A 15,612-nucleotide genomic window follows, 5' to 3' on the forward strand; every position below is an offset into this window, starting at 1 on the left:
TAAAAGAGGTGGAATACGATGAGCCTTAGACCAAATCGTGTTGGAGAACAGATGAAAAAAGAACTTGGCGAGATTATTAGTCGCAAGATTAAAGATCCTCGCATTGGTTTTGTTACTGTAACGGATGTAAATGTTACAGGCGATCTCCAACAAGCAACGGTTTATATCTCCGTTTTAGGAGATCAAGAACAGCGTGAAAATACGCTAAAGGGATTAGCAAAAGCAAAAGGATTCATTCGTTCTGAAATTGGACAAAGAATTCGTTTACGCAAAACTCCTGAAATTACGTTTGAATTTGATGAATCTATTGATTACGGAAATCGCATTGATACATTGCTTCATCAAATTGCAAAAGAAGAACAATCAGAAGAGAAGTAAACAAATTTTGTTTACATTAGTATTAGGGGTGGCTTTTTATTATGTCAAATTCCCTATGCAATAAGAAAGAAGCATCCTTTCTTTCACTATTGCATAGAGAAGAATGAGATAAAAAAGCCGCCTTTTTTTATATCGCAAGTATGGATGCTGTTTTTAAAGAAATCTAAAAAATAAATAACTGCAATAAATTGGAAAAGGAGTTCTTAAAATGGAAGGAATATTGCCTTTATGGAAACCAAAAGGAATGACATCACATGATTGTGTATTTAAGCTGCGCAAAATACTACATATGAAAAGAATAGGCCATACAGGTACATTAGATCCGGATGTGGACGGAGTGCTGCCTATTTGTTTAGGAAGAGCAACAAAAGTAGCAGAATACATTACTGATGCAGGCAAAACATATGAAGGAGAAGTGACTATTGGCTTTTCTACTACAACTGAAGATGCTTCAGGGGAAATTGCAAATCAAAAAAAGGTCACCCAAACAATTACAAGAGCAATGGTGGAAGATGTTCTAAAAACATTGACAGGTCTTATTAAGCAAACACCTCCTATGTATTCTGCCGTAAAAGTAAATGGGAAAAAACTGTATGAATATGCAAGACAAGGTATAGAAGTTGAACGGCCAACACGTGAAGTCACCATTTATTCATTAAATTTATTGGACGATTGGGAAGAACTTAGGGGAGAAACGGTTTCTTTTCGATTTATTGTCGATTGCAGCAAAGGGACATATATTCGAACACTAGCTGTGATGATAGGAGAAATGCTGGGATATCCTGCTCATATGTCTAAGCTTACGAGAACACGATCAGCAACAATGACGAAAAAGGACTGTCTCACCATAGAAGAAGTAGCAGAAAAACAACAGAATGGGACAATCGAGAAGTATTTGCGACCATTAGAGGATGCTTTATGTGATTTGCCGAAATTTCAAATAAATGATACATTAGCTATGAAAGTGCGAAATGGCATGGTACTTGAGATGCCATCTGATTTAAAGGGAGTAGGAGATCTGATTGTCATGGAGTCTGAAGAAGGAGAAGCATTGGCTATCTATGTGCATCATCCTACAAAGGCAGGAAAAATCAAACCAAGCAAAATTTTAAAAGTGCTTTGATTATCTTTATTTCATTGGCAAACAGAACCTCGCCGATTGAAGTTTCAAGAAAAGAATACATTAGTCGGTATAAATATAATTATATAGCTAGAAAAGGTGAGTAGTGTAGTGGAAGTTGTGAGAATTAATAACCCTGAAAACTTTAAAAATAATAATTTTCCGTCATTAGTCATGGCATTAGGTTATTTTGATGGTGTTCATTTAGGACATCAGAAAGTAATTGGAAAAGCAAAAGAAATTGCAGAGAAAAAAGGATGGAAAAGCGGCGTAATGACATTTGCGCCTCATCCTTCTGAGGTGTTAGGTGATGCCAAGCCCATTGCTCTGTTAACTTCTTATCAAACAAAAATAGAACAAATGGAAAAACTCGGCATTGATTATATTTTTATTATTCATTTTACAAAAGACTTTGCGAACCTTCTTCCACAACAATTTGTTGACCAGTGTTTAATTAACTTAAATGTTCAGCATGTAGTAGCAGGATTTGATTACACATATGGAAAAATGGCTAAAGGCACTGCGGAAACATTAAAGGAGCAGTCACGGAATGCTTTTGAGACGACCATAATAAAAAAAGAAACATATCATGGAGAAAAAGTCAGTTCTACTCTCATTCGCACGTATATTCAAAAAGGAGAAATGGATAAAGTCCCTTCTCTTTTAGGACGATTTTATATTAGTGAGGGCATTGTCATCCATGGCGATAAAAGAGGAAGAACGATTGGATTTCCGACTGCTAATATTGAAAGTGATTCAAACCTGCTTTTGCCGCCTCAGGGTGTGTATGCAGTGAAAGTTAAAGTAGGAAATGTATGGCATAATGGGGTATGTAATGTAGGAACGAAACCTACTTTTAAAAAGGATAATAAAAGACAATCGATAGAAGTTCATATCTTTGATTTTAAGGGAGAAATATATGGAGAAAAAGTCGTTGTAGAGTGGCATATCCGCTTAAGAAGTGAACAGAAATTTGCAGGAATTGAAGAATTGGTGAATCAAATTCAAAAAGATAAACAACAAGCGCTTGAGTACTTCCATAAAAAATAAAGGCGTCAAGTTTAAGCTAAAAGCTTTTAGGAAATAATGCTTAAAAGAAAGAGAAAATGAAAGAAAAAGAATGTTTGGCTTGATTTTTTTTAAAAAAAAGGTTATTCTTATAAACGTACTAAAGACAACCATTGCTTGGCAAATCGATTCACCAACGTTTTGCTCGGTAATTGGGGATTAGTGTAATAGGATATAGGAGGTGAAACAGGATGGCAATCACTCAAGAACGTAAAAACGAACTTATCAATGAGTACAAAACGCATGAGAACGATACTGGATCTCCAGAAGTTCAAATCGCTGTCCTTACTGAGTCAATCAACAATTTGAATGATCATTTACGTACACATAAAAAAGATCATCACTCACGTCGTGGTCTTTTGAAAATGGTAGGTAGACGTCGTAATCTACTAACATACCTACGTAATAAAGATGTTCAACGTTACCGTGTTTTAATTAACAAACTTGGTTTACGTAGATAGTTTAAAAAAGCGGGATACTTGTTCCCGCTTTTTTATTGTGCAAGAATAACATAATAAGGTATACATGTACAAATCAGCTAAAATAAATACTTGATACTTATATAATATACCCAACTTAAAGATTACATAACAATAGTTTTTAAGTAACACAAATTGTGTATACTATAAGAAAAGCGAAAGACGCCTGCACATCGCTGTACGTACTGGAAGAGCATCGACAGAGATAAAGAAAACACGAGGAGTGAAAGCGACTCGATTTTGTCTTATCGTAGAAGAAGATGATCTGAAGTACGATAGGCGATAGGCGGCTGCGCTTTCTACAGAAGCAAAATATATATATTGAAGGAATTTTCCCTTCAAAAAAAAGCAAGCAGGTTTAGGTAGTACTTTTTTAAAGCCAAAACCTCTAATAAGTGAATGAGTAGAGAGGGGTTTATGAATGGGACAAGAGAAACAGGTATATTCCATTGACTGGGCTGGCAGGAAGCTGACAGTCGAAATAGGTCAATTAGCGAAACAAGCAAATGGTGCAGTATTGGTAAGATACGGAGATTCTGCTGTATTAAGCACGGCAACTGCATCGAAAGAGCCAAAAAATCTAGATTTTTTCCCGTTGACTGTGAACTATGAAGAAAGATTATATGCAGTTGGAAAAATTCCTGGTGGATTTATTAAAAGGGAAGGAAGACCAAGCGAACGCGCGATTTTAGCAAGTCGTCTAATCGATAGACCAATTCGCCCGCTATTTGCTGATGGTTTCCGCAATGAAGTGCAAGTAGTAAGCTTAGTAATGAGTGTGGATCAAGACTGTTCAACAGAAATGGCAGCAATGTTTGGATCATCTCTTGCATTGTCTGTATCCGATATACCGTTTGGAGGACCAATTGCAGGTGTATATGTTGGCCGCATTGATGGAGAATTTGTTATTAACCCAACAGTAGAACAAGCAGAAAAAAGCGATATTAATTTAGCAGTTGCAGGAACAAAAGATGCGATTAATATGGTAGAAGCTGGCGCCGATGAAGTACCGGAAGAAGTAATGCTGCAAGCTATTATGTTCGGACATGATGAAATTAAACGATTAATTGCTTTCCAAGAAAAAATTGTTGGAGAAATCGGCAAAGAAAAAATGAAAATTGTTCTGTATGAATTAGATCAGACAATTGAAGCAGATGTTCGCGCACTATGTGAAACAGAAATGCTTGATGCAATTCGTGTCCAAGAAAAGCATGCAAGAGAAGCGGCGATTAAAGCAGTCAAAGAATCTGTTATCGCAAAATATGAAGCAGAAGAAGTAAGCGAAGAAGAGTTAAAACAAGTGAAACAAATTTTAGATAAACTAGTGAAAAATGAAGTGCGCCGCTTAATTACAGAAGATAAAGTAAGACCTGATGGACGTGGTTTGGAAGAAATTCGTCCACTATCTTCAGAAGTCCACTTACTGCCAAGAACACATGGATCAGGATTATTTACACGTGGACAAACCCAAGCACTAAGCATTTGTACATTAGGAGCATTAGGAGATGTACAAATCCTTGACGGGTTGGGCGTTGAAGAAGAAAAACGTTTTATGCATCATTATAATTTTCCAAACTTTAGTGTGGGGGAAACAGGCCCAATGCGTGGACCTGGTCGTCGTGAAATTGGACATGGAGCACTTGGTGAAAGAGCATTAGAGCCAGTCATTCCATCAGAAAAAGACTTCCCGTATACAATTCGCCTGGTTTCAGAAGTATTGGAATCAAATGGTTCTACATCACAAGCAAGCATTTGTGCAAGTACTCTTGCGATGATGGATGCAGGAGTTCCAATTAAAGCACCGGTTGCAGGGATTGCGATGGGCTTAATTAAATCTGGAGAATTCTACAGTATTTTAACAGACATTCAAGGAATGGAAGACCACTTGGGCGATATGGACTTTAAAGTAGCTGGAACTGCAAAAGGTGTAACAGCACTGCAAATGGATATTAAAATCGATGGACTTTCTAGACAAATTCTTGAAGAAGCATTGCAGCAAGCAAAAATTGGCCGCATGCAAATTTTGGAATCTATGCTAAACACAATTAATACACCAAGAGAAGAATTATCTTCTTATGCACCAAAAATTCTGATGATGAGCATTAATCCAGATAAAATCCGTGATGTTATTGGACCAAGCGGTAAACAAATTAATAAAATCATCGAAGAAACAGGTGTTAAAATCGACATCGAACAAGATGGAACAGTATTCATTTCATCTGTTGATGATGAAATGAATAAAAAAGCTCAACAAATTATTGAAGATATTGTTCGTGAAGTGGTTGTAGGACAAATGTATCTTGGAAAAGTAAAGCGCATTGAAAAATTCGGTGCATTCGTAGAAATTTTTAATGGTAAAGATGGACTTGTCCATATTTCTGAACTTGCAGAAGAAAGAGTTGGAAAAGTAGAAGATGTGCTTGCTTTAGGCGATGAAATACTTGTAAAAGTAACAGAAATTGATAAACAAGGCAGAGTAAACCTTTCCCGTAAAGCTGTTTTGCGTGAACAAAGAGAACAAGCAGAAAATGCCAAAAATTAAGGCATCTCATGAGGCCGATAACAGCGAAGTTTTAAAAAAATAGGAGGCTGACTCAAAAAAGAATTATTCCTTGAACTAATTTTCTTGGAATTTAATTCTTTCTAAAAGAGTCAACCTTTTTTATTTAGATTAAAATATGGGAAAAAATGTAAGGTTGCCCCGAGCTATTTATTCTAGTGTTTTTCATTTTAAAATTCCCTTATAAGATGGCGCTTTCTTCGCAAGATATGTTCTACCTTGTCCTTTTTAAACATAAAAATTTAAGAAGGAGGGGAAGGGAAAATGAAAAAGGCTATTCCTTTAATAATGTTAATACTAATATCATGGTTTATTGCAAATAATCCTTTATCTAATACATATGTAGCAAGTTTGAAAGAAGAAACAATGCTTGTTAGTGCAACTAAGGATCCTTTATATGAAGAAATCCAAAAAAAAGCTAAAAAATATAATGTTGCTCCAGAAGATGCAAAAATAGATCCTGTCTGGAAAGCGATTCCTGGCATTAATGGACTGGAAGTGGATGTGGATGCATCCTATAAAAAAATGAAGAATTCTGGTGCTTTCAAAGAGAAAAACCTTGTATATAAACAGCTCAAACCATCTGTGCACCTAGAAGATCTTCCACCATCTCCCATTTATAAAGGAAATCCAAATAAGCAGATGGTCAGCTTTATTATTAATGTGGCATGGGGTAATGAGTATTTGCCAGATATTCTTGCATCATTAAAAAAACATCATGTTAAAGCAAGCTTTTTTTTAGAAGGACGTTGGACAAAAAAAAATCCAGAACTTGCTAAAATGATTGTGGATGCAGGACATGAAGTCGGAAATCATTCTTATTCCCATCCCGATATGAGCAAAATCGGAACAGCGCAAATAAACCAAGAGCTAAAGAAAACAAATGATGTGATAGAAGCAACAACTGGAAAAACAGTCAATTGGTTCGCACCGCCAAGCGGCAGTTATACAAATGAGGTTGTCAATATCGCAAGCCAGTATAATATGGGAACATTGATGTGGTCTATTGATACAATTGATTGGAGAAAACCTTCGAAAGAGGAACTGATTAATCGGGTAGTGGAAAAAGTCCATAATGGAGCAATGATTTTAATGCATCCAACACAGCCTACTACCAGTTCAATCGATCAATTAATAGAACAAATTCAAGCAAAAGGATATGAAATAAATACGGTGACAGAACTATTAAGCGAAGAACGAAATGGCAAAGCGCTTAAGTAACTAGTAGATTTTATCCCTATGTAATGAAGATAAAAATCCCATATCAAAGATTAGTTTAGGAGAAATCTAGCTAGAAAAAATGCTGGCAAAATCCTGATATAAAAGAATATAGATTTATAGTTCTCGCGTTGAGTGGCAGCGCCTGTGTAACTATATCCTATCTTGTTGCTTTAAGGGCTTGAAATCAGCAAGGATGTGGAAAAACACTCCATATTAAAATTTCATTTTAGAAATTAATACAAAATCTCTGATATTGAAACAACTTTTTGGTAAAAATAATAAGAATAAGATATACTAGCATTCGCATAAGCTAATTTAATTGGCGTTTAGAACAGGAGGAACCTACTTGATTAAAAAGTATACTTGCCAAAATGGAGTACGCATTGTGTTAGAAAATATACCTACTGTGCGCTCTGTTGCTATTGGTGTATGGATTGGAACAGGTTCGCGTAAAGAGGACGAAACAAATAATGGTGTTTCGCACTTTTTAGAGCATATGTTTTTTAAGGGAACGAAAACAAGAAATGCTAGAGAAATTGCCGAGTCTTTTGATAGCATCGGCGGTCAAGTCAATGCGTTTACTTCAAAAGAATATACATGCTACTATGCAAAAGTGTTGGATGCCCATGCTCCGATGGCATTAGAAGTTCTTGCAGATATGTTTTTCAATTCTACTTTTGAAGAAAAAGAGTTGCAAAAAGAAAAAAATGTCGTGTATGAAGAAATAAAAATGTATGATGATACACCAGATGATATTGTGCATGATTTATTAAGTCAGGCTATTTATGAAAAACATCCGTTAGGCTATCCTATCTTAGGAACAGAAAAAACATTGGCTACTTTTAATGGAGATACGTTAAGAGAGTATATGTTTGACTATTATACACCTGAAAATGTAGTAATTTCGATTGCTGGCAATATAGAAGAAACATTTATTAGCGAAGCAGAAAAATATTTTGGAAATTATGAGGCAGGAAAAAGAAAACAAGAACTGACGATTCCAACATTCCATGCCAATAATGTAGCGCGAAAAAAAGAAACAGAGCAGGCTCATCTATGCTTGGGCTTTAATGGATTGCCTGTTGGCCATAAGGATATGTATAGTTTAATTTCCTTAAATAATATTCTAGGGGGCAGCATGAGCTCTAGATTATTCCAAGATGTAAGAGAACAAAAAGGCCTTGCCTATTCGATTTTCTCTTACCATTCAGCTTTTCAAGACAGTGGAATTGTAACGATTTATGGTGGAACCGGGGCTAATCAATTGGATGAATTATATGAAACCATTCAGACCAGCCTTGCCACATTAAAACGTGAAGGAATAACGGAAAAAGAATTATACAACAGCAAAGAGCAGCTAAAAGGCAGCTTAATGCTGAGTTTGGAAAGCACCAACAGCCGCATGAGCAGAAATGGCAAAAATGAATTATTGTTAAGCAAACATCGCTCCTTGGATGAAATTGTTGAGCAAATTGACCGTGTATCAAAAGATGATGTGAATAGCATGGCGCATCAAATATTTACAAATAAATTTTCTGTTTCCCTTATCAGTCCAGATGGCATTTTGCCAAAATCACTGCAATAGTTTTTATTGGATTTTTTCTGGAAAAATAAAAATTACGCAAAAACCGCAGTTTTTTTCTATTGTAATGATAGAAAAAAACTGCGGTTTTTGTTTTTGCGAGAAATTCAGGAAAGAAACTCACCGAATAACGAGTATTTACATAAGATGTTGAAGTAATATGATTCATTGCAAGGAGGATTTTTATAAAAAAGAAGGTGAAATATTCATGCTGACAGGGATGAAAATCGCTGTTATCGGCGGTGATGCGAGACAGCTCGAAATTGTCAGGAAACTAACAGAGCAAAATGCATTGCTTTCTTTAATAGGCTTTGAACAGCTAGATCACGCTTTTACAGGAGCTGCTAAAGAAAAAGTTGATGGAGTCGATTTTTCAAAGATTGATGCCATTATTATACCTGTAAAAGGAACAACTCTTGACGGACAGGTAGATACCATTTTTTCAAATGAGGAAGTACATTTGACGGAAGAACTATTAAAAAAGACACCTCCTCATTGCGTTGTTTATTCAGGAATTTCCAACGCTTATTTAAATAGTATTACTAAAAATGCTAACAGATCTTTAATCCAGTTGTTTCAAAGGGATGATGTTGCCATATTGAATTCTATCCCAACAGTGGAAGGGACAATAATGATGGCCATTCAGCATACAGACACAACCATTCATGGTTCTAACATTATTGTATTAGGATTGGGGCGTGTAGGCATGAGTGTTGCACGCACATTCCATGCATTAGGAGCTAAAGTAAAGGTTGCAGCAAACACAAGTGAACATTTGGCCCGCATCACAGAAATGGGCTTAACGCCGGTGCATTTAAATCATCTCAAAGAGGAAGTTGGCAACATTGATATTTGTATAAATACAATTCCTCATTTAGTTGTTACCTCTGCTGTAATTGAAAAAATGCCCTTGCATACATTAATCATCGACCTTGCTTCCAAGCCGGGAGGAACGGATTTTCAATATGCAGAAAAAAGAGGAATTAAAGCTTTATTAGCACCTAGCTTGCCTGGAATTGTTGCACCGAAAACCGCTGGGAACATTTTGGCAGATGTTTTGTCACAGTTATTACACGAGGAGCTGCAAAAGGGAAAGGAGCAGTCAGAATGAGCTTAAAAGATAAAAGAATTGGATTTGGCATTTCCGCATCACATTGTACGTATGCAGAAGTATATCCACAAATAGAGAAATTAGTGAACCTTGGAGCAGATGTTGTTCCAGTTGTTACAGGAAATGTAAAAAGTACAAATACTCGTTTTGGCAAAGGATTTGAATGGATTGGAAAAATAGAGGAATTAACTGGAAATCAAACCATTGACAGTATTGTTGCTGCGGAGCCGCTAGGACCTAAGATTCCTTTAGACTGCATGGTTATTGCTCCGCTTACAGGAAATAGCATGAGCAAATTTGCCAATGCGATGACAGACAATGCCGTTTTAATGGCAGCAAAAGCTACATTGCGCAATCAAAAGCCGGTAGTATTAGGGATTTCTACAAATGATGCTCTTGGTTTAAATGGGGTAAACTTAATGAGGCTAATGGCAACAAAAAATATTTATTTTATTCCATTTGGCCAAGATGATCCTGTGAAAAAACCTAATTCTATGGTAGCAAGAATGGCGGCGCTTCCTGAAACGATTGAAGCAGCAATTGAAGGCAAACAAATTCAGCCAGTCATTATTGAAAAATATTTAGATTAAATGATGGATAGCATTCCATTATTTTCAAGAAAAAGATGTTTGTCCATTAAAAAGGTTAGAGGTTATTGCGCTTCTGATCATCTTTTTGAAAGAATCAGAAAAAAGATTCTGTTCATATGTGTGTAATATGTTAAAATAAAGAATATTCATTGATGGCGGCGAGCTTGTCGCCGTCATTATTGTATACTATAGAGAAATTTTCACCTTGGAAGGGGAGCCTTTAAATGGAGCAAAAAAAAGGATTTAACGTCGCAGTAGTTGGAGCAACTGGAGCAGTAGGGCAACAGATGATTAAAACACTTGAGTCAAGAGATTTTCCGATTTCAACATTAACTCTTTTGTCCTCTAAGCGTTCTGCTGGGACAAAGGTTACTTATAAAGGGCAAGAAGTGACAGTACAGGAAGCTACACCGGAAAGCTTTAAGGGAATTGATATTGCTTTATTCAGCGCAGGCGGAGGGGTTTCAAAAGAATTGGCGCCACACGCAGTGGAGCATGGGGCAATTGTTGTCGACAATACAAGTGCATTCCGCATGGATGAGAATGTGCCATTAGTAGTGCCGGAAGTAAATGAAGAGGATTTGTTCAAACATAAAGGAATTATTGCAAACCCGAACTGTTCTACTATTCAAATGGTAGTAGCACTTGAGCCATTGAAGGCAAAATATGGTTTGTCAAAAGTATTAGTTTCTACTTACCAAGCAGTTTCTGGTTCTGGAGCAGCTGCTGTGGAAGAATTAAACAGCCAAACAAAAGCAATCATTAACAATGAAAGCTTTGAACCCAAAATTCTTCCAGTTAAAAGCGATAAAAAACATTACCAAATTGCATTTAATGCAGTTCCGCAAATCGATGTGTTTACAGAAAATGGATTTACTTATGAAGAAATGAAAATGATTAATGAAACAAAAAAAATTATGCATGACGAAAAACTGAAAGTGGCAGCAACATGTGTACGCATACCGGTGGCAACAGGTCATTCAGAGTCAGTTTATTTTGAATTAAATGACAATAATGTAACTGCTGCTGATATAAAAGAAATTTTAAAATCAGCTCCGGGTGTTGTTTTGCAAGACGATCCAGAAAATCAAATTTATCCAATGCCGGCTGATTGTGTTGGATTAAACGACACATTTGTAGGACGTATCAGAAAAGATTTAGATGCAGAAAATGGCTTCCATATGTGGGTTGTTTCCGATAATTTATTAAAGGGTGCTGCATGGAACTCTGTTCAAATTGCTGAAAGCCTAGTGAAGTTAGGAATCGTAAAATAAATAAAAAAAAATTATGGACAGTAGCAACAAAGTAGTGTCCTCTGCTTAACATATAAATAGATAAAGGTGCATTTCTGTACAATTTCAGAAAACAGTCTATACTATGTATGTGAAAGAAATAGAGGGTCTTTAAAACAGCAATGAATAATTGCACTTTATTTTTTAGTGTAAAATGAAGTGCAACCTGTTCTAGAGTAGAGAACCCTCAAAAATAGCACTTTTTTAAGTGTATTGAGGTGTTTATAATGAAAATAATTGTACAAAAATTCGGCGGAACTTCTGTTAGAGATGAAGAAGCTCGCAACAAAGCAAAAGAACATATTGAAGATGCATTGCAGCAGGGATATAAAGCAGTGGTTGTTGTATCTGCAATGGGCCGTAAAGGAGAACCATATGCAACAGATACTCTATTGTCTTTAATTGGCGGTGCAGAAAATAGATTAAGCAAACGGGAAAACGACTTGCTTTTATCATGCGGTGAAATTATCTCAAGTGTTGTTTTTACCGAAATGCTAGTGAACAACAATATTAAAGCGACTGCCTTAACAGGGGCACAAGCTGGATTTTTAACAAATGATGATTTTAATCAAGCTAGAATCATTGAGATGGATGTCGCGCGTTTAAAAAAAGAGCTGGAAATAGTGGATGTTGTCGTTGTGGCAGGATTTCAAGGAGCTTCTGCAAATGGTGATACAACTACATTAGGAAGAGGCGGAAGTGATACTTCAGCAGCGGCATTAGGTGCAGCTTTAGATGCAGAAGTAATTGATATATTTACAGATGTTGAGGGAATTATGACGGCAGATCCCCGAATTGCAGAAAATGCAAGACCCTTATCTGTTGTTACGTATACGGAAGTTTGTAATATGGCGTATCAAGGCGCAAAAGTTATCCATCCTAGAGCGGTTGAAATTGCTATGCAAGCAAAAGTTCCCATACGAATTCGTTCCACATACTCCAAAGGTCTTGGCACACTAGTAACAACTATTAGCCCTGAAAATATGGGCAGTGATATAAAAGAAAGGCCTGTAACAGGCATTGCTCATGTTGCGCCAGTTACACAAGTGAAGGTATTTGCTAAAAAGGACCAATACGATTTGCAGGCACAAGTGTTTAAAGCAATGGCAAATGAGGAAATCAGTGTTGATTTTATCAATATATCACCCAATAGTGTTGTTTATACAGTAAGTGCTGAAATGACTGCCAAGGCAATTTCTATTTTAGAGCAAATGGGCTATGAACCTGTTGTGGAAAGAGATTGTGCTAAAGTATCTGTTGTTGGTGCAGGTATGGCTGGTGTTCCTGGAGTAACTTTTAAAATTGTGACGGCATTATCCAAAGAAGGTATTCGCATTTTGCAATCTGCTGATAGCCATACGACGATTTGGGTGCTTGTGAAGCAAGAAGATTTAAAAAAAGCCGTAAATGTATTGCATGATGCATTTGAATTAGAAAAAGAAGTGTTGCAATAAAACACAACAAGATTGAAAATGAGAATAGGAGTGGAACGATGGGTTTATTTGGTAGGGTAGCAACGGCCATGATTACACCATTTGATGCAAAGGGACATATTGATTTTCCGAAAACAACACAGTTAATTAACTATTTACTTGAGAATGGAACAGATTCATTAGTAGTAGCAGGTACAACTGGAGAATCGCCAACATTATCAAAGCAAGAAAAAGTTGCTTTGTTTAAACATGTGGTAGATGTAGTGGAAAAGAGAGTTCCAGTAATTGCAGGAACAGGTAGTTATAACACATATGATTCCATCGAATTAACAAAACAAGCAGAAGCGGCAGGAGTAGACGCTGTTATGGTAGTAGGTCCATACTATAACAAGCCAAATCAAGAGGGGATTTATCAGCATATTAAAGCAGTAGCTGAAAACACATCTCTTCCAGTTATGATTTATAATATTCCTGGGCGATCTGTAGTAAATATTGAACCAGAAACGATTATCCGTTTGGCTAATGCTATTGATAATATTGTTGCTGTTAAAGAAGCAAGCGGCAATTTGACAGCAATGACAAAAATTATTGCAGGGACAAAAGATGATTTCGCTGTATATAGTGGGGATGATAGCTTGACATTGCCGATCCTTTCTGTTGGCGGAAATGGCATAATATCTGTAGCTTCTCATATAATTGGAAATGAAATGCAGGAAATGGTGGCATCCTTTTTAGAAGGGAATGTAGAAAAGGCGGCAAAAATTCATCAGCAATTATTGCCTATTATGACTGCGATGTTTATGGCGCCAAACCCTGTGCCTGTAAAAACAGCTCTTCAGATAAAAGGCTTGGATGTTGGTTCCGTAAGATTGCCATTAGTGCCGTTAACAGAGGAAGAGCGCGCTAAACTTGTTTCCTATATTTGATTATATGGTTTAAAATTTTTAAGCTGCTTGGTTATTGGATACGGTTTTTATTTAGGGATTTGAATAAAACGGCTAAAAACTAAGTAGAGAGCTTTGATAAAAAGGATCAGATTTCACAAATATATCTATAGTTGTTTAAGAACTGTTGTAGATAAAATGTGAAAACTGATTCTTTTATTTTTATTGTCCTCTTCAGTGAACAAAAGGAGGAGGAGCTGAAGTAGAAGATCTGACTAGCTGCCCATAATAGAATCTGCTCTTTCACTTTTTAAATAATGATAAAGCGCAGTAAAAAGGTCAATCATTTTATTCATCTCATCTAGGGTAATCTGCCCAATAGTGGCAATTTGAATCCAATTTCTTTCTAACAGATAGTCGCTTTCATAATGAAGGATATATCCTTGTCCCTTCAGTAAGTCACCCAACATACGAGAGGATAGGTCCTCAATACAAACAGTTAGAATAGGAAAAGCGCCGTTCTTTGAGTCTGTTAATATGGAAAATCCTTCTTCATTCAGTTTTTTATAGGCATTAGAATAAAGATTTTTTATCTGTATATATCTTTCTCTAAACTCCACAGAAAGAGCTGCGTCTAATGCAGAAAGCAGATAGGAAGAATGAGTATATGGAATGCTCCTTTTCTTAAAGTATTCTCCTAAATCTAGATAGGGCGGTAATTGTAAACTTGGTTGTATAGGGTAATTATGAAAAACAAAGGATAAACCAGCAAGCGAGCCTAAGGCTTTACCGCTTACTCCTGAGGCGAGATATACATTTTTTAACTGTAATGGGAGAGCACCTATTGAACTAATGGAATCAACTATTTCCTTTAAACCATACTTTTGGCAAAAAGAAGAAATCATGTCCATGGAGTTCAGAACACCAGTTGATGTTTCCAAGTGGACGTACCAAATCCATTTGATATCTTCTTCCAAAACTTCTAAAAGATCATCTTCATAAAAAATTCCGCCCCATTTTTTTCTAAGCGAGGAATAGGATAACTTAAAACGATCTGCCCTACTTATTAATCTTTCGCCAAATTCCCCATTGCTTAAAATCAATCCTTTTTCACCTAACAAACTAAGTTGTGCTGCGATGCAATCATTAGCTAAGGTGCCTGTACCAAGCAGCACTTGTGCATATGTAGACGAAGTTAAAGAACAAAGCTTATTTTGTACAGACTTCATCAATTCATAACATTTTTGATCTCTATGTGGGATAACATCTTGAAGGAGAGCCGATTTCACTTCATGATTTATTTCAACTGGCCCAGGCAAAAAAGATACTTGATGATGATATAAATTTTTTGACTGATTAATAATTTCCTTTGTTATATACATTGGCTGATAGAAAGCCCCTTTTTGTCCCACCAAATGAGCGAATGGCAAAAATCCCATATGTTTATAAAGCTTTAACTCCCGTGTCGTTCCACTAATGATAGCTAGTGTATAGCCATGCTGAATAAAATATTGATAAAGCATTCTCATTAGTCCAATAAAAACTTTTGTTTTTCGATATTCCTTTCTAATCGATAATAATCGTATTTCACATATTTTGGAAGAATGAACAGGCAAATAGCGTTCGACGGATCCTAATTTTTTATCTAAAGAAAATGGTCGATTATCATGAATCGCAACCATTCCAATAAGTGTTTGATCCTTTAAAGCGATTAAATAGGTGTTCTGTTGATGAAAAGAATCGACTAATGCCCGCTCTTCTTTTTTTTCATGCTGTGGAATTTCTTCCACAAATGTTTCATAGTTCAACTGATGTATTTGTTCAAATTCATGGGGCGAATTCGCTAGCTTAAAAAGATATGGTGATTGTTTTTTCATTAAAATCCACCTTTCAA

At 36.2% G+C, this 15,612-nt stretch carries 13 protein-coding genes; 12 read left to right on the forward strand and 1 reads right to left on the reverse strand.

The features are described 5' to 3' along the window. Window positions 1–18 precede the first annotated feature (18 nt). The 12 genes from rbfA to dapA all read left to right on the forward strand — a co-directional run bounded on the left by rbfA (window position 19) and on the right by dapA (window position 13,760). Window positions 19–378, forward strand: a complete 360-nt coding sequence (gene rbfA, locus NCCP28_RS09480; protein ID WP_248561180.1) for a 30S ribosome-binding factor RbfA — start codon at window positions 19–21, stop codon at window positions 376–378. A 208-nt stretch (window positions 379–586) separates the two neighbouring features. Continuing rightward, window positions 587–1,501: a tRNA pseudouridine(55) synthase TruB gene (gene truB / locus NCCP28_RS09485; protein ID WP_248561181.1), complete on the forward strand. Its 915-nt coding sequence runs from the start codon at window positions 587–589 to the stop codon at window positions 1,499–1,501. Between the two features lie 108 nt (window positions 1,502–1,609). Then, window positions 1,610–2,548 (forward strand): riboflavin biosynthesis protein RibF, encoded by a 939-nt coding sequence (gene ribF / locus NCCP28_RS09490; RefSeq protein WP_248561182.1) that lies wholly within the window; start codon window positions 1,610–1,612, stop codon window positions 2,546–2,548. A 209-nt stretch (window positions 2,549–2,757) separates the two neighbouring features. Then, a complete protein-coding gene (gene rpsO / locus NCCP28_RS09495) occupies window positions 2,758–3,027 on the forward strand; it encodes a 30S ribosomal protein S15 (protein ID WP_101175791.1) in 270 nt (89 codons plus the stop codon). 439 nt (window positions 3,028–3,466) lie between these two features. After that, on the forward strand, window positions 3,467–5,587 hold the full coding sequence (gene pnp, locus NCCP28_RS09500) for a polyribonucleotide nucleotidyltransferase (protein WP_248561183.1): 2,121 nt from the start codon (window positions 3,467–3,469) through the stop codon (window positions 5,585–5,587). Window positions 5,588–5,869: 282 nt separating this feature from the next. Then, a complete protein-coding gene (locus NCCP28_RS09505) occupies window positions 5,870–6,826 on the forward strand; it encodes a polysaccharide deacetylase family protein (protein WP_248561184.1) in 957 nt (318 codons plus the stop codon). 346 nt (window positions 6,827–7,172) lie between these two features. After that, complete coding sequence (locus NCCP28_RS09510) at window positions 7,173–8,411, forward strand: M16 family metallopeptidase (protein ID WP_248561185.1); 1,239 nt, start codon at window positions 7,173–7,175, stop codon at window positions 8,409–8,411. A 205-nt stretch (window positions 8,412–8,616) separates the two neighbouring features. Further along, window positions 8,617–9,519 (forward strand): dipicolinic acid synthetase subunit A, encoded by a 903-nt coding sequence (dpaA, locus tag NCCP28_RS09515; RefSeq protein ID WP_248561186.1) that lies wholly within the window; start codon window positions 8,617–8,619, stop codon window positions 9,517–9,519. Then, a complete protein-coding gene (gene dpaB / locus NCCP28_RS09520; protein WP_248561187.1) occupies window positions 9,516–10,109 on the forward strand; it encodes a dipicolinate synthase subunit B in 594 nt (197 codons plus the stop codon). The genes dpaA and dpaB overlap by 4 nt, the downstream gene beginning before the upstream one ends. Before the next feature lie 224 nt (window positions 10,110–10,333). Beyond that, a complete protein-coding gene (gene asd / locus NCCP28_RS09525) occupies window positions 10,334–11,383 on the forward strand; it encodes an aspartate-semialdehyde dehydrogenase (RefSeq protein ID WP_248561188.1) in 1,050 nt (349 codons plus the stop codon). 245 nt (window positions 11,384–11,628) lie between these two features. Next, window positions 11,629–12,855 (forward strand): aspartate kinase, encoded by a 1,227-nt coding sequence (dapG, locus tag NCCP28_RS09530; protein WP_248561189.1) that lies wholly within the window; start codon window positions 11,629–11,631, stop codon window positions 12,853–12,855. Between the two features lie 38 nt (window positions 12,856–12,893). Then, a complete protein-coding gene (gene dapA, locus NCCP28_RS09535; RefSeq protein ID WP_248561190.1) occupies window positions 12,894–13,760 on the forward strand; it encodes a 4-hydroxy-tetrahydrodipicolinate synthase in 867 nt (288 codons plus the stop codon). A gap of 233 nt (window positions 13,761–13,993) precedes the next feature. Here dapA and NCCP28_RS09540 read toward each other — a convergent pair whose 3' ends face one another. Then, window positions 13,994–15,595: a GNAT family N-acetyltransferase gene (locus tag NCCP28_RS09540; protein ID WP_248561191.1), complete on the reverse strand. Its 1,602-nt coding sequence runs from the start codon at window positions 15,593–15,595 to the stop codon at window positions 13,994–13,996. Window positions 15,596–15,612: the final 17 nt, after the last annotated feature.

Origin of the sequence: Niallia sp. NCCP-28 (assembly GCF_023168165.1) — a bacterium.
Lineage (GTDB): Bacteria > Bacillota > Bacilli > Bacillales > Cytobacillaceae > Niallia.

Bases quoted from the DNA above. Each gene is read 5' to 3' on its own strand.
- rbfA (WP_248561180.1), top strand. From the start codon at position 19: ATGAGCCTTAGACCAAATCGTGTTGGAGAACAGATGAAAAAAGAACTT.
- truB (WP_248561181.1), top strand. From the start codon at position 587: ATGGAAGGAATATTGCCTTTATGGAAACCAAAAGGAATGACATCACAT.
- rpsO (WP_101175791.1), top strand. From the start codon at position 2,758: ATGGCAATCACTCAAGAACGTAAAAACGAACTTATCAATGAGTACAAA.
- pnp (WP_248561183.1), top strand. From the start codon at position 3,467: ATGGGACAAGAGAAACAGGTATATTCCATTGACTGGGCTGGCAGGAAG.
- NCCP28_RS09505 (WP_248561184.1), top strand. From the start codon at position 5,870: ATGAAAAAGGCTATTCCTTTAATAATGTTAATACTAATATCATGGTTT.
- dpaA (WP_248561186.1), top strand. From the start codon at position 8,617: ATGCTGACAGGGATGAAAATCGCTGTTATCGGCGGTGATGCGAGACAG.
- dpaB (WP_248561187.1), top strand. From the start codon at position 9,516: ATGAGCTTAAAAGATAAAAGAATTGGATTTGGCATTTCCGCATCACAT.
- asd (WP_248561188.1), top strand. From the start codon at position 10,334: ATGGAGCAAAAAAAAGGATTTAACGTCGCAGTAGTTGGAGCAACTGGA.
- dapG (WP_248561189.1), top strand. From the start codon at position 11,629: ATGAAAATAATTGTACAAAAATTCGGCGGAACTTCTGTTAGAGATGAA.
- dapA (WP_248561190.1), top strand. From the start codon at position 12,894: ATGGGTTTATTTGGTAGGGTAGCAACGGCCATGATTACACCATTTGAT.
- NCCP28_RS09540 (WP_248561191.1), bottom strand. From the start codon at position 15,595: ATGAAAAAACAATCACCATATCTTTTTAAGCTAGCGAATTCGCCCCAT.